This window comes from Sporosarcina sp. G11-34 (assembly GCF_026931025.1).
Map to the genome: position 1 here is coordinate 417,722 of NZ_JAHNZW010000001.1, position 21,620 is coordinate 439,341.

A 21,620-nucleotide genomic window follows, 5' to 3' on the forward strand; every position below is an offset into this window, starting at 1 on the left:
TACACGATAATACTTGAAAGTATAGTATAATCAGTGAACTACATTAGAAAGATGTGACAGATATGAGAAATAACGAGTTTTCTTCCGGTTTAAAGGCTGGGATGAGCATCGCGATAGGCTATTTCCCTGTTGCATTGACATTTGGTCTGCTCGCAAAAACAGCGGGTCTCTCTATTATTGAAGCGACCGCAATGAGTCTATTAGTTTACGCGGGTGCTTCACAGTACATTGCGCTTAGCCTAATTACCGCCGCTGTTAATCCCTTGCTCATTATCATGAATACATTTATCGTAAACATTCGACATTTTCTCATGACTGCCTCTTTGAACGAAAAGATGATGCCCGAAAAACGGTGGATTAAAGCTGTTTACTCGTTTGGGATTACGGACGAGTCTTTCTCAGTCTTAGCCACAAGTAAAAAAGATCGGGTATCTAGCCCATTTGCATTCGGCGTTACACTTATTGCCTACGCAAGTTGGGTTGTTTTTACAGCTATCGGTCATATCATCGGTGCGAATCTACCGCTATTTCTGCAAGCCGCAATGTCCATTGCTCTTTACGCGATGTTCGTTGGGTTGTTGGTCCCTTCCATGAAAGGTAATCGTAAAGTCGTCATGCTAGCGGGGACGGCTGCTGCTATTCATTCGTTTTTTTATTTCACAGGACTTTTATCAACAGGTTGGGCAATTTTATTCTCTACACTGGGATCTGCAATATTTATTGAAATAATATACGCCAAACGAAATAAAACAGCCGAAACAACGTATACGCGGGAGGAGGGGTTATAATGGGCGCAACTTATTGGTGGATGCTTTTGGGAATGGCGTTAGCGACGTATATCCCACGAATGATTCCGCTCACATTACTCGAAGGAAAAGAGTTACCCCCCGTCGTCTCAGGAGTCCTTCGAAACATTCCATACGCGGTACTGGGTGCACTCATTTTTCCTGCTATTTTATTTGTACAGGAAGGTAATATCCTCTTCGGGGTAATTGGGGCTGCAACTGCTTTCATAATTGCAATCATAGGTGGCGGCGTCATGTCCGTTGTTCTTGGTACAATCGGTGTACTCGCTATTTATAGCTTATTTATGTAACACCATATCCACTGTCTTTTCATCCAAACAAAGGGGCGCTTCCAGATAAATTTGGAAGCGCCCCTTTGTTATTATTCAATATCTAATTGTTTGCGTGTTCTCTTTACCATGCTACCAGCGTACCAAAAACCTACCGTCAGCGATAAAGCATCTACCACGTACAAGAACCAGTCGTGTGTAAATCCTACATAAACCGATGCTGCGATAAGCCCCACCGTTAAGAAAAGCCCAACAACGTGGTTAAACGTAACCCGTGTAAACAACACGACGAGTAGCCCAGGCGCAAAGATCGCAAGCACTAGTTTTGTTATATACAAATCCATTTAAACAATCCTTCCAAACTACTACTTTACTCAAGCCTCATCCAACAACCAAAATTCCAAGTCGATGATGATCATGGCGATAAATTACTTGTTGTGTGAGACGTACTTCACCATCACGTCCAAGCACCTGTAAGCGACAATGTGCTGCATTAATTTGAATTGCATCATACAATTCTTTTTCATTTTTTACTTTTTGGCCATTCACCGAACGAATGCACTCTCCTGAAATAAGCCCCATTCTCTCAGCTGGTGAATCAGGAAGAACCCCGGCTATTACAACGCCAAGCGACCTAGGAGCGGCTACATAGCCTTTGTTTCTATCTCTAAGCGATACTAGCACTGATAGGACTACTCTTCCTACCACCCCAATTACGAGTGCCAATACGCCCAACATAGGCATCCAAATTGCGCCTACACCAATAGCTAGCACCGCAAGGCCAAGGTAAGCAACTCCGCGACCAATTTTAGGGAATAAAGTTTCCGCATAAGTTGAGCGAACCACTTGAGAAAACCCAATAACAAGGGGTACAGGCACAAATGTAAAGGCTTGTTCACTGAATGTGAACTGTGGCCAATACGGAAGAAAAGCAGTAATCATATCCCCAGGAACAAGGAAAACCACAGGTAATAACCAAAGTTTTTTCCCTTTGAATACGGCAGCCCGTAATCCACGGTTTGTATTTTTCATATAAGGAGAAGCGTCTTTACCCGCATATCTGCGAATAAGCAGGCCTTCCACGATTAACAATAGTCCCGCAATAATCGCAACTGTTACCGCTAAATCACCAAACAAGTCTACTTCTGAAGGGCTCCATCCCATAAAGGTAAAGCCTTCTGCATAACTACCCATTAAATAAATTGTTGCATAGGCTGCTGCCGCAAAATAAATTGGCGATGCAATTTTATAATATAATGAAATAAGTGCAATAAACGAAGCTACACAAAATAGTACAAGCCATCCAACGTCAACCAGTAAACCAATCCCCGATATAAGTATTGATAGCACAAGCGCAAATAGCCATGACTCTGATAATAGACGCTTTAACTCTGTCACTCCAGGCATTAGGCGTACCCTAAAACTACGACGCTCCCGCTTCACTCTGAAATAACCTATTAACACTGCTACAAGTAATGCGCCCACGAAAAGTGGATTTAGAAAAAATAACAATACAGCAGTTAGCATGTCCAACAAAATATCTTCTCTCATTAACTATCACCATCCAATTCCTTACTACACTCTCTTTCTTCATTGTATCAAATATAGAGGCTAGAATGCGAATAGTTAATAATTGTTTTCAGAAACTTCACAATCCAACTAGTAAAAGAAGCTATTAACAAGTAGGTTATAGTACCCACATTGTCAATAGCTTCTTTAGTTTACTTATTTTTCTTCTACGACATGCAATATATAATCGAGCGCCATTTGAAGTTGATTGTCATTCTCTCGATCTTTTCGGAATACTTCCACCTGATCTTTCAGTGTTGCAAAGAAAATCCTATCCATTTCATTACCTTTTTCAACTTTGGCATCTTTACGGAATTTCTCCACCGCATTTGCCGTTATATCATCAAAGTAACCATCATCACGGTCTACACTATATCCAAGCCCTTTGAGTAATCGCTGTGCGTATCCGATATCATCTGCAAAACTACCTTCCTTGTATTCCATAGTAACTAACCGAATGTGTTCATCAAACAACCCATCCTGCTGAACTTCAATATCTGTTCCCACACCTTTTCCATGGATCCATTTTTCATTTGGTGTTAGCCACTTAGCTGTGGATAATTTTACATTTCCACCATTTGTTAAATGAATCGTTTCCTGAACTGTTCCTTTTCCAAAACTCTCCGTCCCGGCGATGTAGCCTCTTTGTAAATCCTTAATAGCACCACTTAGCATTTCACTCGCTGATGCACTCCCTTTATCCTGCAATAAAACGAGTGGAATCTTTTTCAACTTTTCGTCATATTCGACGTTTTCAGATGGTCCGGCAGTAAGCGGCTCAAGTGAACCGTCCACGTCCTGCAGAAACGCATAAATTGTATCTTCTGCTAATATACTCCCTAAAATATTTCCCACACTGAGTAAGTAACCACCCGGGTTCCCACGCACATCAATAACTAATGCCTCTGCTCCTTTATCGAGCAAATCATTTGTAACAACGCCCCATTCCTTCGCTGTTTCTTCACCGAACGTCGTAATCGATATGTAACCGACTTTCCGTTCTTTTTCCTCAATTACAGAACCGGTCACCGTCGTTACAGCCATCTTTTCCCGGACGACAGACAATTCCAGGTGTTTGTTCAAATCGGGCCTGTAAATTGTCATCGAGACCGCCGTGCCTTCCTTACCACGAATTCGTTTAACTACATCTTGTAATGAATCTTCAGCAAGTCCTTCTCCGTCGATCCGAACAATTTCATCGTAGGGCCGGAGTCCGGCTTTATCTGCCGGGGATGATTTCACCGGAGCCACAATGATAAACTTTCCATTGGATCTAGTAAGTTCGGCTCCAATACCAACTCTCTCGCTTGCAAGCGATTCTTTATGAGCGGCGGCCTCATCTTTCGTTAAATACGTCGAATAGGGGTCCCCTATGACATCTGTCATCCCACGAAGTGCTCCTTCAATTAAAAGTTTCCCCTCAACTGGATAGACACCTCTTTCCTTAATGATTTCGTAGGCTTCATCGATTATTTCAAATGAATTTACCGCTTCTTTGGTTTCTTGGGTCTCGCCCTTCCACCTATCAAACATGAACAAAACTGCAATTGCGACTACTGCAAGTACCACAAATAGCAAAAACCGGCTTCTGCGCATAATGCCCCCTCCTCAGTTCACTATATGAACGAGAATTGAACATTACGACAGCAGAAACCGGCTTCGCTTATTTCAAATTATCAACTAGCTCTTCCATCATGTTTTCATCCATTGGTCCCATAAACTTTTGCGCCAACTTTCCATCAGTTCCAAGTAAATAGGTCGTTGGAATCGTAAAGACCGAATAGTCCTCGCTAGCCTTCCCATCCTCGTCTAAAGGGATTGGAAATGTTAACCCATAAGTTTCGATAAATTCAGTAACACCTTCAAGTCCTCTTCTTTCTGCCGTAGTTAAATTTACTGCAATAATCTCCACATTGGCAGATTCTTTATGCTTTTGATAATACTTTTCCATATGAGGCATTTCCGCTTTACATGGACCACACCATGATGCCCAGAAATTAAGGATAACTTTCTTTCCTTTTAAGTCTGATAACTTCACAATATCCCCGTCCATTGTTTTCAGTTCAAAATCAGGCGGTGTATCTCCTTTATTAAGTCCTACCACTTCATTTGTATCTAGTTCTGCAAGTGCATCACTAGGCTTCGCATCATCAATATTCGACTTCACCATCATGACGATCATCGCCGTGATAAGTAATATCGATATGATATAACCCATACTCTTTTTAGTCATAAAATATCCTCCGATACAATTTTACTTTCCTTAATCGTAATAATTATAAAAAACAAACTAATTATCAGCGTTGTGAACACAGGTATACCAAAGATTCCAACCGGCTGAAAGGAAGCTGCAAATATATGGACTGCCGTAAATAACAGCGCTAGTTGAATAGGTGTCTTTTCAAACTTTTTCATTGTGCCCCAAACTAGTAAAGTAAACGTTGAGAAAATAAGTACCGTCATGATTTTGGCAACGAGTGATCCGTCATTTAAAAACGCCATCAGGATCTGATAGATTGTTTGAATTGTAATAACCCCGACAAATAATGGCACTAGGTCAAACTTATGTAAAGTTTTTCTTTTTAATTCGATTAATATTGTAATTATGATTGCAAGTAGCCCTAGATAAAAGCCGATTCGCCCGCCATTGAAATAAATAATTGATAATGGCGCCTTTATGACATTTTGAAAATCAGTCAATATGACACTAAATTTCCATACGATGATAAAATAAAATATCGAGTCAGACAGAACCCCGGAAATTCGTTTTCCAAACTTAAGGCGTATTGCAAAATATGCAACCACGAAGGCAACAACAAGCGCAATCCACGTTGCAGGTACCGTCGTATTAGCTATAATAATAAAATTTGTTACGTTCATCTTACTAGATGCCCCCTTACTTTCCCAACCTTCTTTATCCTATCGAATCGCAACCCGGTTAGCTATAATTTTGCCCATAGAAATTGACGGTTCAGTATCACTTTAAAGCAAAAAAAGATTCGCCACCGATATCGGGGCGAATCTTTTCTTATTCACAATGAATCTATCATAGAGGTACAATTCCAACTGGGTTAATCGCACTTGAACTTGAGTAAGTTCCATTATGCAATTCAAAGTGAAGATGTGACCCAGTCGAGGCTCCTGTACTTCCCATTGTACCAATAGCCTGTCCCTTACTAACCGCTTGTCCCACGCTAACATTTAGACTAGTCATATGTGCATATACTGTTGTGTATGTTTTTCCATTAATTGAATGAGTAATCATTATGTGATTACCATATGAAGAATGCCATCCCGCACGGAATACAACTCCACTACCTGCTGCGTAAATGCCAGTTCCTACACTATTAGCAATGTCTACACCTGCATGTAATCGTTGTCCACCATGTATAGGATGCGTACGATATCCGAAACTCGAACTAAATCTTCCGCTTGCTGGTCTTGTCCAATTTCCACCTGACATCGATGGTGCCGGTGGTGCTGGTTTTGAAGCTTGAGTTGATTGACCTCCACTAGATGGTTTCGCTGCTGTTACTGGTGCTTTCGACTGTGTTGCTGGTTTACTTGCTTGTGCTGCTTTTGCTGCTTGTGCAGCCTGTTTTTCTGCTGCAGCTTTTGCTGCTGCTTCTTTACGCTCTTGCTCTTCTGCTAATTTCCTAGCAGCTTCTATTTGGCGTTGTTGTTCAGCTGCAATTTCTAACTCTACTGCTCTACTAATTTCATATACTTCATCTAGCTCACCCTCAAGGTTAGCTTTCTCACTCGCTAACTTTTTCTGCTCTACTTTAAGTGCATCAACAAGTTTAGCTTTTTCTTTTTTCTGTGAATCAAGAGATGCTTTTAAACTGCTAAGCTCATCTTTTCTTTCTTCTTGTTCTTTTAATTTTGTCTCAACAAGCTTTTTCTCAACTTCTAATTGATCTTTATCAGCTTTTTGTTCTTCCATGATTTTTTTATCGGCATCCAAAAGAGTACTTACTGCGGAATATCGATCGATGAAATCTGAAAAGCTACTTGCTCCAAGTAATACGTCTATATAATTTACAGATCCACCGTTCACTTGTAGTGCACGTACGCGATCACGTAAGACAATATCACGCTCTTCGATTCTTTTTTCAAGTTCTGCAATTGAACTATGTAATTCCTCTACCTCTTTTGTTGTCTCGGATATTTCATCTTCAACCTGGCTAATTTTATCATTTGTTTCTTTAAATTTAGTATCTAATGCCTGAATTTGTCCACTAATTTCGTCAACCTTTGATTCATTTGTGTTTAATTCAGTTACCTTATTGTTAATACCGTTATTTAATTCAACTTTTTTGTTCTCGTAAACGTTTCTTTTTTGTTCCATTTCCTTCAACGTACTTGCTGAAACCTCTGTATCTATTACCACGGATGATAATATTAATAATGCTATCAAAAATCCTGGCACCAATTTACTAATTCTCAACGGAATATTTCCCCTTTCAAATATGTTTCTCTCTATTTATCTCTAATTATCTTTATTTAAACTTTTAAGAATCTACGAACCGCGATAAAGCTACCCCAGATACCGATTAAGACACCGAGGCCTAAGATTAGTCCATTCAACTGATAAAGGAATGGCGTCATTTCAAGAGGTTGGAAAAGCTCCCCTGCAAATTTTGGAGCGACTAGTTCATATAAATTGTAATATGCTAGTGTAATTATTACCATCGGTGTGATTGCTCCGAGAACACCTAACCATGCGCCCTCTATTAGAAACGGGATTCGCACAAAGTTATTTGTTGCTCCTACGAGTTTCATAATGCCAATTTCAGTCTGTCTAGCTGCTATCGTAATTCGTATCGTATTTGAGATTAGGAACATTGCCGTAAGTAGTAGTCCTACAATTAGTATAATACCTATGTTTCGACCGGTATTTAGCACATTGAATAACTTCTCTACTTTTCCTTCTCCGTAGATAACTTCATAAGTATAGTCAAAGGAATCGATTTCCTTAGATATTGGCGCTGTTTGTTGTGGATCTTCTGCTTTTACAAATATTGCATGTCGGAGGGGATTATCTTGCTTGTATAAATCGAGTTCATCTCCGAATCCCTTCATCATTTTATCTAGTTCTTGTGTATTTGAGGAATACTCCACTTCGAGTACACCAGGTGTCTCACTTATTTTCTTCTCTAGTTCAGCCACTTCTTTTTCACTGGCTGCCAAATCTACAATCACTTTTATTTCAACATCATTTTCGATGTTATCTGCTAGTTGATTTAAGTTCATCATTATTACGATAAATACACCAACAAGTAATAGTGTAACTGTTACTGCACTGACCGATGCAAATGTCATCCAAGCATTCCGTCCAAGGCTTTTAAAACTACTGCTAAAATGCCTCCTGAGTGTTCTAAATTTCATCGTCGTACACACCTCCATATTCATCGCGAGTGATTAGTCCGTCTTCTACCGCAATGACACGGTGTTTCATCCTATTAACGACCTCTTTATTATGAGTAGCCATTACTATCGTTGTACCGCGTGCATTAATTCGTTCTAATACTTTCATAATCTCCCATGATGTTTCTGGGTCAAGGTTTCCTGTAGGTTCATCTGCGATTACAACTTGAGGTGAATTTACGATTGAGCGTGCAATAGACACACGCTGTTGTTCTCCACCTGACAATTCATCCGGAAACATTCGGGCTTTTTGAGATAATCCAACGAGTTCTAATACGTCTCTCACTTTTGTGCGTATATTAGCAGGCGTTTCCTCAATTACCTCAAGTGCAAATGCCACATTTTCAAACACATTGAGTTTAGGTAACAATCTGAAGTCCTGAAATACAACGCCTATATTTCGTCGTAAATGTGGGACACGTCTTTTTTTCATCGTTGCAAGATTGACACCATCAATAACGACATCACCGCTAGTCGGTACTTCTTCACGATACATCATTTTTATAAAGGTTGATTTTCCTGCACCACTTGGGCCGACGACAAATACAAATTCGCCAGGTTTTATTTCTACATTAATGCCGTTTGATGCAACGACACCATTGCTATATTTTTTATAAACATTTTTCATCACTATCATTGTAAAACCACCTGAATCTCTTTTGTTTAGATTTTTTTCAACAAGATTAGTATAGCATGTTTTATGCTCTCAATTATTACAGTTATATTTCATTTGTTTGACACATAGCCTAGTAGGATATCATAAATCTCGATTAACGCTTCATTTCGATTACAATGAATTATCAATCCAATTGTATTTCACAACAAAAAAACGCCACGGAACTGAGCCCGTAGCGATTCTTTATAATTAATTACTTATTTCTTTTCTGCAAGCCATTTAGCTACAGCGGCTGCATCGTCACCTTTAATGATGCCACCTGGCATTCCGCCTTGTCCATCGATAATTACATCATGGATTTCTTCTTCTGACAGTTTAGCACCAATCTCGTCTAATGCTGGACCACTTGCACCTTCCAAGTTTCCGCCATGACAAGTAATACATGACGTTTGAACGACTGCTTCTGCGTCAACAGTTGCTACGTCGCCGCCAGTTGCTGGCGCTTCTTCTTTAGCTTTATCGCCCCCGCCACATGCACCAAGGACAAGTGCCGCTCCAAATATTGCTACTAAAAGTTTGTTCTTCATCTTGTTACCTCCTTTATTGTCGTAGTATGTTACAAAGATATGAATACATTCATTCCTTGCCACTTAAGTATACCAACAAATTGTTGATTTGAATCTTAAACAAGTTTTCCGTAAAATTAAAATTTAACGGATAATCTTACCATGACAACCTTTTCCAGAACATATGACATATTTGTGAACAAACGTTAGGAACAACTTTACGTAAACTTCACGAATACGCGCATACTATATATATACACTTATTCAGTTTTTTTAAACCTTTTAGTCGATTTGTGAACGTAAGTAAGCATTAATGAACAAATCGATATCGCCATCCATAACCGCGCCGACGTTTCCTGTTTCAGCATCTGTACGGTGATCTTTTACCATTGAATAAGGATGGAATACGTATGAACGTATTTGACTTCCCCAACCAATTTCTTTCTGATCGCCACGTATTTCAAGCAGACGCGCTTCTTCTTCCTCGACTTTGATTTGATACAACCTTGATCGTAGCAAGTTCATCGCACGTTCGCGGTTCTTGATCTGTGAACGCTCTGTTTGGCACGTAACAACCGCGCCAGTCGGAAGATGCGTGATTCGTACAGCAGAGTCGGTTACGTTAACGTGCTGACCGCCTGAACCACTTGAACGATACGTATCTATTCTCAAATCCTCAGTTCTAATATCAATATCGATGTCGCCATCAAATTCAGGCATCACTTCAATTGAGGAAAACGATGTATGACGTCTACCCGATGAATCGAAAGGTGAAATCCGAACAAGGCGGTGAACGCCTTTTTCAGCTTTTAAATAGCCATATGCATTATGCCCTTTAATCGCCAATGTGACTGATTTAACTCCAGCCTCATCGCCCGCCTGGTAATCGAGTGTTTCGACTTTAAACCCTTGGCCCTCAGCCCAACGCGTATACATGCGTAAAAGCATCGAGGCCCAGTCCTGGGACTCAGTTCCACCCGCACCCGAATGAAGTTCAAGCACAGCATTGTGGCGGTCAAATTCACCGCTCAATAGCATTTGTAATTCGAATGCTTCAAGCCTTTTTTTAAACGCTTTTAAATCAGTTCCTAGCTCATCTTGCATTTCTTCGTCGAATTCATCTCGAAGTAATTCAAGAGTCATTTCAAGGTCTTCCTGTGCATCGTTCATCCCCATGTAATTTTCAACAACATCTTTTAATACATTGGATTCGGATATAACGGTTTGCGCTTTGTCTTGGTCATCCCAGAAACCTGGTTCTGACATCAGTTCATCTAGCTCTTGGATTCGTGCCTCTTTGTTTTCTAAGTCAAAGAGACCCCCTGAAATCGACTAATTTCTTAGCCGTAGTGTCAAGCTCGTTGCGTACATCGGATAGTTCCATCATTATAAATTCCTCCTGAAATATGTTACCTGTTAATTAGTTTTGGCCGTGACAATGTTTGTATTTCTTACCGCTACCGCATGTACACGGATCATTTCGACCGATATTTACTGCGCGCCGCACTGGTTTCTTAGTAACTTTTTCGCCTTCTTCTTGCGGATTAACCGCTTGGCCTTTTACAACTTCTTCACGTTCTAGATTATTGCGTATTTCGGCCTTCATTGCAAATCTGGCCGCATCCGTTTCGATGGCCAATACCATTTCCTCAAACATCTCAAAACCTTCGCTCTGGTATTCACGGAGTGGATCTGTTTGACCATACGCGCGTAAGTGAATCCCGTGACGTAGCTGATCCATAGCATCTATATGATCGGTCCATTTTGTATCAATTGCGCGAAGTAAAATAACTTTCTCGAATTCACGCATGCGTTCTTCTGTCATTTCAGTTTCTTTTTCATCATAACGCTCAAAAATAGCCGATAATACAAGTGCAGAAATCTCTTCAGCTGACTTCCCTTCAAAATCGCTCTTCGTTAAGCGACCTTCTGGAAGTAAATTTGCCCCAAGGTTATCTTCAAGCCCTTTTAGGTTCCACTCTTCGGGATTTTCTTGCATCGTATAATTGGCAACTGTTCGTTCAGCAACATCAGTCAGCATCTTCTCAATAATCCCTCGAATGTTTTCTGACTCGAGCACTTCATCTCGCTCTTTATAAATAATCTCACGCTGCTGACGTAGTACATCGTCATATTGAAGTAGACGTTTCCGCGAATCAAAGTTATTCCCCTCGACTCGTTTTTGCGCCGACTCCACAGAACGTGAAACCATCTTCGATTGAATTGGCGTTGTATCATCCATCCCGAGCTTCGCCATCATTGACTTCATTTGGTCCGATCCGAAACGACGCATCAAATCATCCTCAAGCGATAGATAGAATTGCGTCACACCCGGATCCCCTTGACGTCCAGAACGTCCACGTAATTGATTATCAATTCTACGGGACTCATGTCGCTCGGTACCTAGCACCGCTAGGCCACCTACTTCAGTGACACCTTCGCCTAATTTAATATCCGTTCCACGTCCAGCCATATTCGTCGCAATGGTAACAGCCCCTTTTTGACCTGCACCTAAAATAATCTCAGCTTCACGCCCATGATTCTTCGCGTTTAACACATCATGTTTTACGCCAAATCTTGTTAAATAACTTGAAATTATTTCCGATGTTTCAATTGCTACCGTCCCGACAAGTACAGGTTGCCCCGTAGCATTACGCTCCTTAATATCTTCCGCAACGGCCTTAAACTTACCATCCATAGACGAGTAAATAAGATCCGCGCGATCATCTCTGACTAAAGGACGATTCGTCGGAATTTCAATTACGTTCATGTTATAAATATTACGGAATTCTTCTTCTTCCGTTTTTGCCGTACCTGTCATTCCAGATAATTTGTCGTACATCCGGAAAAAGTTTTGGAAAGTAATTGTCGCAAGTGTCATCGACTCGTTTTGAACTTCCAAACCTTCTTTTGCCTCAATTGCTTGATGCAGTCCTTCACTATAACGACGGCCCTTCATAAGTCGACCCGTGAATGAGTCAACAATAACAACATTTCCATCTTCAACCACGTAATCGATGTCAATATGCATACTCGCATTGGCTTTCATCGCTTGGTTAATGCCGTGAAGAAGTGTGACATTATTTAAATCAAATAAGTTATCAACATTGAACGAAGCTTCTGCCTTTTCAACGCCACTTTCGGTCAGAACGACGCCTTTCGTCGACTCATCGTATGAAAAATCCTCTTCTTCTTTTAACGTCTTGACGAACATATTTGCCATTCTGTATAGATCAGCCGCCTTCGCAGCTTGCCCAGAAATAATGAGTGGCGTACGTGCTTCATCAATTAAGATAGAATCCACTTCATCAATAACGCCGTAAAATAGCGGTCGTTGCACTTTCTGATTGCTGTAAAGAACCATATTATCACGCAAGTAGTCGAAACCGAGTTCGTTATTTGTACTATACGTAACATCTGCTTCATATGCTTCAGCTTTTTCTTCTTTGGACATGCTGTTTAAGTTCAGTCCAACCGATAAACCTAGAAACTCATAAAGTTGGCCCATTTCAGCGGCGTCACGACTTGCAAGGTATTCGTTCACCGTTACAACATGAACGCCCTTACCAGCAAGCGCGTTTAAATAAACGGCAAGTGTTGACGTCAAGGTCTTTCCTTCACCCGTCTTCATTTCCGCAATATTACCTTCATGTAATGCAGCCGCACCGACAATTTGCACGCGGAATGGATACATGCCTAATACACGGCGTGATGCTTCGCGAACAACTGCAAATGCCTCTACTTGAAGGTCATCAAGTGTTTCGCCTTTATCAAGCCGTTCTTTAAATTCATCTGTTTTCGCTGTGAGTGCAGTATCCGATATTGTTTCCATTTTTGCACCTAGTGCTTCGACTTGATCAGCGATTTTTTCAAGTCGTTTTAAGTCTCTTTTATTCGAATCAAATATTTTGCTTAACACGCTTAGCATTCAGGTCACATCCTCATTAAGTTCACTTTACATTTTACCACTGCAAAATGCACGGTGCAAATGTCCCAACTATTTATGATGAAATAAAGAATCACGGTAAATAAATAACTCCGGTATAAGTCCATAATTTTAGAACCTGATTGAGTACAATTACTATCACGTCGATTTACGTTCCGAGCGAGCCGAACAGCGAAGGGTTCGGTTTGTATAATTTTTGCGTACTGTGCAGAAATTATACAGATGTTTTGAACTCACGAAACTGTGCTCCCAAACGCTGTCGCTTTTAGGTCGCAAAAGCCGTTCTTCGTGACGGCTCTTCCTGCTGGGTCTTGTCTGTCTCGCTAATTCCGCAGGAGTCGCCGCTCTCCACTACAATCAACTAGGTTTAGGTATACAATCAAAAAAATAAATCCAAAAAAAATCCCTCCAAGTAGTCTCGCCACTTGGAGGATTGGTTTACTCATTTATATAAATTAGTTAGTTTCGATTAGACCGTATTTACCGTCTTTGCGTTTGTAGACAATATTAGTTTCATCTGAACCTGCGTCAGTAAAGACGAAGAAACTATGGCCAAGCATGTTCATTTGAAGAATTGCTTCTTCTTCATCCATTGGTTTTAAATCGAATCGCTTAGTTCGAACGACAGAGAACTCTTCCTCATCTTCAGTAGATGTTGATGGTTCACCTGACTTGCTTTTGTTAACAGAAGCAAAAAATGCTGCGACGCCTTCGCGTTCACGGAATTTACGATTTACTCTTGTTTTGTATTTACGGATTTGTCGCTCTAGCTTATCGACGATTAAGTCAATTGCAGCGTACAAATCGTTATGGCGTTCTTCTGCCCGTAATGTTAAGTTTTTCATTGGAATTGTTACTTCCACTTTTGTTTCTCTGTCATTATAGACTTTCAGGTTTACGTTTGCAGTTGCGTTCGCTCCATCATTGAAATACCTTTCGAGCTTTCTTACTTTGTTCTCAACATGATCACGAATCGCTGGAGTCACCTCTATGTTCTCGCCGCGAATGTTAAAGTTTAGCATATGAACTCCTCCTTTAATTAACCTATACGTTCTACTTCTATACGTTCCCGTAAAAACCCTTTTAAAAACATAAATAAATTAAATTAATTTGTCGAACTATGACGAAACGTTGTTGTAACAGCATTATCCCATTATTTCTTTTTTACTTTTTTGGTTTTTGTCCGACTTTGTTGGCTTGTATACATGGAGGTATCGGTTTCAAACACTTTTCCACCGCATGGACATTCCGGCTTTATTTGACCCAATTGCAATAAGCATTTTCTACACCCTCCAATCCGCGGCAGTATCTTTGCTTATCTATAGTATAGCAAAGATTAGACTATTCAATAAACATTAAGCTGAATTTTTTTATATTTATTTACTAAGATGAATCGGTTCCTCATAAGTGCCACTAATATAACGAGCTAGTTGATTTTGTTCACCTATCACCACTGTAAGCAACGCACTCAGTTCTCCGATAGTCGCGACAAAATACATCGTCTATTCTCGAACCATTTCGTTTGTACATATTATAAAGCTGCTTATTATTTTCAATGTTTAGTTATCCTTCGTGTAATTCAGTTCTATCTTCAATGAAGTGGCTGAAGTAGATGTAACTAAAGTGTATGCATCCAATAATTTATTAACCTCTCTTCTTGCGTAAACATCCTACTTCGCATACATACAACCACTTTGGACATACTACAATTTGGACTATAAATAATGGAGGTAAATGACATGACGAAAAAGAAAAATAGCAACAAGGGAAAGAAGGCAACTAGCGTAACACCACAAGGGTATGGTGATACCGAATTCGCTCAAGAACCTAAAACAAAGCTGGAAGATGCCGCCAAAAAGAAAAACACAAAATAATTTTCAACTTTACTAAACAATAAAATCCTTAAATACAACTTTTAAAAACACCGGCTACCCATTCAAGGTTCGAATGGGTAGCCGGTGTTTTAATTCTATATTGGCAGTTACTTTTATGTAATTTTTTCTAACTAAACTTTAGTCGGGAATAATATTACGACTTTCATTAATCATTTCCAAAAAGTTAAGTGGTATTGTGAGGTCATTATCGCCAGTTAACTTTGTCTGCATAGACTTCTTTTCCATTTGTTTAATTTCATTAATTTCCTTATGGAGATTTTCCATTTTTCGATCCAGTTCATTTGCAGATTCCGCGGCCTCTTTTAATTCTCTAGTTATTTTTTCAGGTACGGCGTTATTGTATTTATAAAAAATCTTATGTTCCAAACTCGCCCAAAAATCCATGGCGATTGTTCTAATTTGTACTTCCACGAAAACATGCTCCACCCTATCTGACAAAAAGACAGGTATTTTTAATATCAAATGAAGACTTCGATAGCCATTTGGTTTTGGATTTTTTATATAGTCTTTGCACTCCACTACTTCAACGTCTTTTTGCTTTTGAATCATTTCACTTACTTTATAAATGTCGGAGTTAAAAGAGCAGTTAATGCGAATACCTGCGATATCTTTCATATTTTCTTTAATAATAGGAAGAGACAGTTCAATGTTTTTACGAAGTGCCTTTCTCATAATGCTTTCTGGCGATTTCAATCGAGTACTAACATGTTCGATGGGGTTATACTCATGGATTGTTTGAAACTCTTGTTCTAAAATATTAATTTTGGTGCTCATTTCATCCAATGAAAACTTATAGGCCAGCATGAATCTCGTTATTTCTTTTTTAAGGTGACTAAGTTGCGTATAGTCTAGTTCCGTTGATAGTTTCAAGATATTTTCCTCTTTTCTAGTATTGAATGAGACAAAATCTATTATAAATTCAGCACTTTAAGCCGATTGTCGTTTTAAATGTATTAGGCGCTTTTTTCGATACTTGTACGAATTCCTAATTAACTTCTATTTTTATCACTATTAGAGTATTAAAACACCGCGCTCCCCCGGAAGACTCAACAAAACCGAACGGCATTGTTGACTATCACTTAACTCTCTCTGGTTTTACATGCTTTGATTTCCAAGTACTTCAATCATTTAATATCGCCCGTATTAGCGTGACGGCTTCAACTTTTGCTGCACCCGCTTCTTTTAATAGACGCGCTGCGTGATTAAGTGTCGTACCTGTTGTGTAAATATCATCGATCAGCAAGTATGTTTCCGGTTTTATTACCGTGCTCTGTTTAAATCTAAATAAGGGTGACATCGCCAGTCGTTCTTGTTTAGACTTTTCTCCCATCGATTCTTCGTCAATTTTTTCGAGTATATCGATATATGGAATTTGTGCACTCTTTAATAATTCTTCGACATGCGCAAATGTCCTGGCGACTTTTTTATTAGGATGCATCGGGATTGGAACGATGTTCACTTTTGACTTCAGCACCGTCCGCAGTTCATTAGCAAATACGTCTGCAAGTGCAACGTCTTGTAAAAACTTGAATTGGTGTAGGTAATCTCTCATCGCTTCATTATATGTGTAGAGTGACACTAGGCCATCAAGTGTTGTAGCTTCATTACTAGTATCGGCATGTTTGAACTTTTTTGAACAATCCAGACAAATGAAAGTTTCTTCCTCTAGGGCAAGGAGTGATTTCCAAGATGGTTTTGATGACAGTTCTTTTTCACAAAGAAGGCATTCGTTCAAATTGGCGCACCACCTTTATTCAGCCGGATAATTTCCCGATTGGCATCATCCATCGCATGAGAAATACCGTGGTGAAACAACACAAAGTCACCTGTTGGATGTTCGGATGACCTACCGACGCGTCCCCCGATTTGGACGAGTGCTGCACTAGTAAAGGTTTGTTGTTCGGACCCAATGACTGCAACTTGCACATTGGGAATGGTAATGCCCCGTTCTAATATTGTCGTTGTCAGTAGACCAGGTATTTTTTCATCACGCAGTGCTTGGACAAATACTTTACGATCTGGATGTGCGGCGTGAACAGCATTAATACGACCATCTAGTTTTTGAATTAAAGGTTCGGCCTCCTCCATTAGTAAAATATTATGGAAGAAGATTAGAAAAGGTTCTTTCCTTTCAAGCCGTTGTTCTGTCCATTTCCTAAGTTTTACAGGGAGTCTACCCCTTTTAATGTGACGGGTGTAATTCCATAAAGTTTCATAACGCGGGACTGGAAGTGCATGCCCGTGATAACGCCGGTTGATAGTTGAAATGGCTCCTGTTTGTTTCATGGTAGCAATGAGTTTCTTAGATGGAGTTGCGGTGACGGAATGGATGGGCGCTTGTGGTTTAGCTGCCTTTTTAACAGCGCGGCGAAGTGTTTCGTCTGCGGTATAAGGGAATGCATCCGCTTCGTCAACAAATATGACATCGAACGCCTTTCGGAATCGGTAGAGTTGGTGTGTTGTGGCTAGAATCAGTTGGGCTGACGCATGACTCGGTTTTGCACCCCCGTATAACGCTTCGATTGTCGTCGTGGGAAATGCTGCGCGGAAACGGGGTTCTAGTTCAAGGATGACATCCACACGCGGAGCAGCGATGCAAACACGCTTTCCAGCTTGAAGTTGTTTGTGGATTGGCTCAAATAGAATTTCTGTTTTACCTGCCCCGCAAACGGCATGAATCAGATGGGGTCTTTGGAGGGTAGTGCTTTCACCGAGCTCATTTGATGCTTTTTGTTGGCGCGGGGTAAGGATGCCTGCCCATGCGATTGAATGAGTCACTGGATATATCGATGGCTGGCCGGTCCATATGATGAGATCTGTGCACGACGAAACGCGCCCCATCTTGAGACAATGCCTACAGTAGGTGCAATCGCCTTCGCATTTAGCACAAGTAAATGTTGTAAATCTGGTTTGGGTAGTATTCTCACAGCGGTTACAGAAATGTTTGGATTGATGAAGGAAAGAAGGGGTGCTTTTAATACCGGGGAGGATAGATATTGTGCCTTGATCAATTTGTGAATCGATTAGTTCAGCTGGAAAAGGGGTATGTTCACGTAGCCAAATACGCCCTGTTAAAAAATCTCTAACCGCAGGATCACCTGTATTCGTCAACTACAACACCCCTTTCAAGCTGCTCTTATTTAACTGGTTCTTCTTTTCACCCAACCTAGTCCCATGGCGCCTTCACCTAAATGAGTGCCGATCACTGGACCAAAATGGCTTATTGTAAAGTTAACGTTTGGTAGCTTTGCGGATAATTCTGCCTGCAACGCCTCCGCACGGTCTAAGCAATTGCCGTGAATGATTGCGACATCTAGCTCCATCCGTGCCGCATCCTCTTCTAACATATTGACAATCCGCTGCATCGCTCTTTTACGTGTACGCACTTTTTCAAATGGAACAATCACTTTTTCTTCAAAATGAAGTATCGGTTTTATTTGAAGCATTCCACCGATGAGCGCCTGTGCACTAGATAACCTACCCCCGCGTTGTAGATGCGCAAGGTCGTCCACCATGAAATAGGCACGCATGGTCTTTTTCATATCATTTAATTCGTCCATAATTTCGTCTGTGGATACGCCCTCACTCGCAAGCTCTGCTGCACGAATTGCATAGAACCCTTGCATATAACAGGATACTTCCGAATCAAATACACGAACGTCCAGACCTTCTACCATCTCACCTGCTTGCACGGCTCCCGCGATTGTGCCGCTAATTCCGCTGGATAGATGAATCGAAATAACTGCATCACTCTCTTTAGACAATGTCTCAAACAGTTCAACAAATTTACCGATTGGCGGCTGTGATGACTTAGGAAGAGGCCCATCGCCACGTACCTTATCGTAAAATTCTATTGAAGTGATGTCGATTTCTTCATCAAATGCAGCACCGTTAAATGTGACCGTTAGCGGAATCATGTGGATTGTTAACTCTTTCATTGTATCTGGCGACAAGTAAGCTGTGCTATCTGTAACAATTGCTGTTTTCATCTCGTGTCATTCAACTCCTATTTCCATTCTACCTAACTTCAATGGAAATTGGAATATAGTTATTTAGGAAAAACAATCATTTTATGCATGTGACCACCGATTTGCTTCTTCGGAAAGTTGGTACAAAGTGAAATTAATAGGTACAGTCCCTTCTCTTGCACCGATTGATTAAGTAATTTTGCACGAGAAAGATTATTTTAAATAGCATAAGGGTGTAATTAATGGTATGTTTTATTCAATCAATAGCTTCTATTAGGGGGAATTATGTATGGAATTAATCAGCTATGAACAAAAGAAGAATCTTGCTTTCGTGACACTAAACCGTCCAGGGACTATGAATTCTTTTAATTATGACATGCTTGTCGAATTGGGTCAAATCACCGATTCTATTCGAATCAATCCAGATATTCACATTGTCATCTTTACGGGATCAGGGGATCGTGCATTCAGTGTGGGGGCTGACTTGAAAGAGCGCAAGACCTTGACCGATTTACAAGTGAAACGAAATCTCTATAAAATTGGGGAAGTATTTTCAGCAATTGCCGCGTTGCCACAACCAACAATTGCGATGATGAACGGCTTTGCGTTTGGTGGGGGTATGGAACTTGCGCTGGCTTGTGATTTCCGCATTGCAGCTGATTCGGCAGTAATGGGGTTAACTGAAACAAGCCTTGGCATTATTCCAGGCGCAGGTGGAACACAGCGTCTTCCAAGACTAATTGGAGAAACGAAAGCCCTTGAACTTATTTTAACAGCCCGTCGGTTAACCGCAGCAGAAGCACTCGACTTTGGTTTATTGACGAAAGTTGTCGCTATTGAAAGTTTAACCGAAGTAACCGCGGATTTTGCGGAATCTATTTTAGCAAACGCTCCGATTGCATTGCAACAAGCGAAATTTGCGATTAAACAAGGTATGAACGCAGATGTACATACCGGTCTCGCAATTGAACGGAAAGCCTATGAAATTACAATTCCGACAGAAGATCGTATTGAAGCGTTAACTGCCTTTGGGGAGAAACGCAAACCTATATTTAAAGGAAAATAAATCTTTAAGGAGAGGGTTTTCATTCCCTCTCTTTTTCATTTTGCAAAGAATGCAATGATAATACCCATCACAGTTAAAGATACAATATGGTAGCCTGCGCTAATGAAAAACAGTGTGTACTTTCTACCTTCAAAAAAGGTTGGAGACAATTCTCGTGCGCTCGCAATACCAGCACCTGCCAAAAATCCAATCAGGGCACCTTCGCCTATTGTGACCGTATCTAACAACGAAATAAATAACGATAATACAATAGCGGAAATGACGCCAGCAATAGTCGTGTAGGCATAACCAATATTTGCGCTGCTCTCTTGAAGTTCTTCCATGCTCTTCCCTAGGCTTTTAAGCCACACGTTCGCAAATAAAACGGGAGAGTACCAAAGCGCCCCGATAATCATATTTGCAATAACAGCGAGTAAAATTGCGAAAATACTTATTTGTGAAAAGTCCATTATTCATTCCGCCTTTAATAAATTATTTAATAAATAAACTGTACCATAATAGATAATGATTTGTAATATCTTCTTCAGCACTATAACATTGCCTGTATAGTATCTATGACTGCCGAACAGTTTTATCAAACGAAAAAGGATGTTGCATATGACTAGAAATGATGAATGGATTGTCGAAGAATCAACAGAATTACTGAAGTATTTATATGAAGTGATGGCGAGTCGAAGCCGTAATTCTGTCAAAGCAATATTAAATCGCGGACAAGTTATCGTCAACGGCACAGTAACCACACAGTTTAATGATCCGTTAGCGCCCGGTGATCGTGTTCAAATTCACACGCGCGTTGCTACTGAAAGCGTATCTATGACAGGTGTCACAATTATCCACGAAGATGAAGATTTGATTGTAATTGAAAAGGAAGCAGGATTATTATCCATTGCCTCCAATGACGAGAAGCATCTGACGGCTTACCGCCAACTGACAAACTATGTACGAAACGTTCGTCCTGAAAACCGAATCTTTGTCGTCCATCGGTTGGACCGAGATACTTCTGGCATCATGATTTTCGCCAAAAATAAGGAAGTCCAACAAACCCTACAAAATTCATGGCAGGAATCCGTTCCCGAACGGGCCTATGTCGCGCTTGTTGAAGGTACTGTTAAAGAAGATGGTACGGTGATATCTTGGTTAACGGAAAATAAAACATTTATGGTTTACTCAAGCCAACGCGAGAACGATGGTCAAAAAGCCATTACTCATTATAAAGTGCTTCAGTCCAATCGTAATTTTTCGTTGCTGCAAGTTAATTTAGAAACCGGCCGCAAAAACCAAATCCGTGTTCATATGAAGGATATCGATCACCCAGTTGTCGGCGATAAAAAATATGGTTCACGTAATAATTCGCTTGGTCGCCTTGGCCTTCATGCACATGCCATTGCCTTCATACATCCAACAAGTGGCGAGAAGATGCGTTTCGAATCAAAGGTACCAGCAGTATTCATGCGTACGTTTAATAAATAAAGTAAAAAACAGCAATTCC

Annotated in this window: 22 protein-coding genes; 5 read left to right on the forward strand and 17 right to left on the reverse strand. The window is 40.4% G+C overall.

Annotated elements, in window-relative coordinates; all coding sequences use genetic code 11:
• The first annotated feature begins 62 nt into the window (after nt 1-62).
• Both KSU66_RS01945 and KSU66_RS01950 read left to right on the forward strand, forming a co-directional pair.
• Entirely contained in the window at nt 63-788 is a 726-nt protein-coding gene (locus tag KSU66_RS01945) for an AzlC family ABC transporter permease (protein ID WP_269049713.1), read from the forward strand.
• Nucleotides 788-1,096: an AzlD domain-containing protein gene (locus KSU66_RS01950; protein ID WP_269049714.1), complete on the forward strand. Its 309-nt coding sequence runs from the start codon at nt 788-790 to the stop codon at nt 1,094-1,096. The genes KSU66_RS01945 and KSU66_RS01950 overlap by 1 nt, the downstream gene beginning before the upstream one ends.
• A 71-nt stretch (nt 1,097-1,167) precedes the next feature.
• Here the strand turns inward: KSU66_RS01950 and KSU66_RS01955 are convergent, their stop codons facing one another.
• The 12 genes from KSU66_RS01955 to hpf all read right to left on the reverse strand — a co-directional run bounded on the left by KSU66_RS01955 (nt 1,168) and on the right by hpf (nt 14,224).
• Complete coding sequence (locus KSU66_RS01955) at nt 1,168-1,419, reverse strand: CsbA family protein (protein WP_269049715.1); 252 nt, start codon at nt 1,417-1,419, stop codon at nt 1,168-1,170.
• A gap of 37 nt (nt 1,420-1,456) precedes the next feature.
• Nucleotides 1,457-2,626, reverse strand: coding sequence for a PDZ domain-containing protein (locus tag KSU66_RS01960; protein WP_269049716.1), 1,170 nt, complete (start codon nt 2,624-2,626; stop codon nt 1,457-1,459).
• A gap of 174 nt (nt 2,627-2,800) precedes the next feature.
• On the reverse strand, nt 2,801-4,240 hold the full coding sequence (locus KSU66_RS01965; protein ID WP_269049717.1) for a S41 family peptidase: 1,440 nt from the start codon (nt 4,238-4,240) through the stop codon (nt 2,801-2,803).
• 67 nt (nt 4,241-4,307) lie between these two features.
• Complete coding sequence (locus KSU66_RS01970; protein ID WP_269049718.1) at nt 4,308-4,877, reverse strand: peroxiredoxin family protein; 570 nt, start codon at nt 4,875-4,877, stop codon at nt 4,308-4,310.
• Complete coding sequence (locus KSU66_RS01975) at nt 4,874-5,524, reverse strand: hypothetical protein (protein WP_269049719.1); 651 nt, start codon at nt 5,522-5,524, stop codon at nt 4,874-4,876. Before KSU66_RS01975 ends, KSU66_RS01970 begins: the two co-directional genes overlap by 4 nt.
• A gap of 166 nt (nt 5,525-5,690) precedes the next feature.
• Nucleotides 5,691-7,094, reverse strand: a complete 1,404-nt coding sequence (locus KSU66_RS01980) for a murein hydrolase activator EnvC family protein (RefSeq protein ID WP_269049720.1) — start codon at nt 7,092-7,094, stop codon at nt 5,691-5,693.
• 56 nt (nt 7,095-7,150) lie between these two features.
• Nucleotides 7,151-8,035, reverse strand: a complete 885-nt coding sequence (gene ftsX, locus KSU66_RS01985) for a permease-like cell division protein FtsX (protein WP_269049721.1) — start codon at nt 8,033-8,035, stop codon at nt 7,151-7,153.
• Nucleotides 8,025-8,711: a cell division ATP-binding protein FtsE gene (ftsE, locus tag KSU66_RS01990; protein WP_269049722.1), complete on the reverse strand. Its 687-nt coding sequence runs from the start codon at nt 8,709-8,711 to the stop codon at nt 8,025-8,027. The genes ftsX and ftsE overlap by 11 nt, the downstream gene beginning before the upstream one ends.
• Nucleotides 8,712-8,947: 236 nt before the next feature.
• Nucleotides 8,948-9,277 carry a cytochrome c551 gene (gene cccB / locus KSU66_RS01995; RefSeq protein ID WP_269049723.1) on the reverse strand — a complete coding sequence of 110 codons (330 nt, stop codon included), beginning with the start codon at nt 9,275-9,277 and terminating at the stop codon, nt 8,948-8,950.
• A gap of 261 nt (nt 9,278-9,538) precedes the next feature.
• A protein-coding gene (prfB, locus tag KSU66_RS02000) for a peptide chain release factor 2 (protein WP_269049772.1) occupies nt 9,539-10,640 on the reverse strand; the annotation gives its coding sequence in 2 pieces (ribosomal slippage) (nt 9,539-10,567 and nt 10,569-10,640; 1,101 coding nt in all).
• Nucleotides 10,641-10,676: 36 nt separating this feature from the next.
• Nucleotides 10,677-13,184, reverse strand: a complete 2,508-nt coding sequence (gene secA / locus KSU66_RS02005; RefSeq protein WP_269049724.1) for a preprotein translocase subunit SecA — start codon at nt 13,182-13,184, stop codon at nt 10,677-10,679.
• 473 nt (nt 13,185-13,657) lie between these two features.
• Nucleotides 13,658-14,224: a ribosome hibernation-promoting factor, HPF/YfiA family gene (hpf, locus tag KSU66_RS02010; RefSeq protein ID WP_269049725.1), complete on the reverse strand. Its 567-nt coding sequence runs from the start codon at nt 14,222-14,224 to the stop codon at nt 13,658-13,660.
• A 717-nt stretch (nt 14,225-14,941) separates the two neighbouring features.
• Between hpf and sspL the strand changes: the two genes are divergently transcribed.
• Nucleotides 14,942-15,076: a small, acid-soluble spore protein L gene (gene sspL / locus KSU66_RS02015; RefSeq protein WP_269049726.1), complete on the forward strand. Its 135-nt coding sequence runs from the start codon at nt 14,942-14,944 to the stop codon at nt 15,074-15,076.
• 138 nt (nt 15,077-15,214) lie between these two features.
• Here the strand turns inward: sspL and KSU66_RS02020 are convergent, their stop codons facing one another.
• The 4 genes from KSU66_RS02020 to KSU66_RS02035 all read right to left on the reverse strand — a co-directional run bounded on the left by KSU66_RS02020 (nt 15,215) and on the right by KSU66_RS02035 (nt 19,086).
• Nucleotides 15,215-15,901: a GTP pyrophosphokinase gene (locus KSU66_RS02020; RefSeq protein WP_443028926.1), complete on the reverse strand. Its 687-nt coding sequence runs from the start codon at nt 15,899-15,901 to the stop codon at nt 15,215-15,217.
• 316 nt (nt 15,902-16,217) lie between these two features.
• Nucleotides 16,218-16,832 carry a ComF family protein gene (locus KSU66_RS02025; protein ID WP_269049728.1) on the reverse strand — a complete coding sequence of 205 codons (615 nt, stop codon included), beginning with the start codon at nt 16,830-16,832 and terminating at the stop codon, nt 16,218-16,220.
• Nucleotides 16,829-18,208 (reverse strand): DEAD/DEAH box helicase, encoded by a 1,380-nt coding sequence (locus KSU66_RS02030; protein ID WP_269049729.1) that lies wholly within the window; start codon nt 18,206-18,208, stop codon nt 16,829-16,831. The genes KSU66_RS02025 and KSU66_RS02030 overlap by 4 nt, the downstream gene beginning before the upstream one ends.
• A 29-nt stretch (nt 18,209-18,237) precedes the next feature.
• The gene (locus KSU66_RS02035; RefSeq protein ID WP_269049730.1) at nt 18,238-19,086 is read right to left on the reverse strand and encodes a DegV family protein; all 849 of its coding nucleotides are present in this window, start codon (nt 19,084-19,086) and stop codon (nt 18,238-18,240) included.
• A 268-nt stretch (nt 19,087-19,354) separates the two neighbouring features.
• Here KSU66_RS02035 and KSU66_RS02040 point away from each other — a divergent pair, with 268 nt between their 5' ends.
• Nucleotides 19,355-20,131: an enoyl-CoA hydratase-related protein gene (locus KSU66_RS02040; protein ID WP_269049731.1), complete on the forward strand. Its 777-nt coding sequence runs from the start codon at nt 19,355-19,357 to the stop codon at nt 20,129-20,131.
• A 35-nt stretch (nt 20,132-20,166) separates the two neighbouring features.
• On the opposite strand, the gene KSU66_RS02045 is transcribed toward KSU66_RS02040, so the two are convergent.
• A complete protein-coding gene (locus KSU66_RS02045) occupies nt 20,167-20,580 on the reverse strand; it encodes a DUF1761 domain-containing protein (RefSeq protein WP_269049732.1) in 414 nt (137 codons plus the stop codon).
• Nucleotides 20,581-20,728: 148 nt separating this feature from the next.
• Between KSU66_RS02045 and KSU66_RS02050 the strand changes: the two genes are divergently transcribed.
• A complete protein-coding gene (locus KSU66_RS02050; protein ID WP_329958758.1) occupies nt 20,729-21,601 on the forward strand; it encodes an RluA family pseudouridine synthase in 873 nt (290 codons plus the stop codon).
• Nucleotides 21,602-21,620 lie beyond the last annotated feature (19 nt).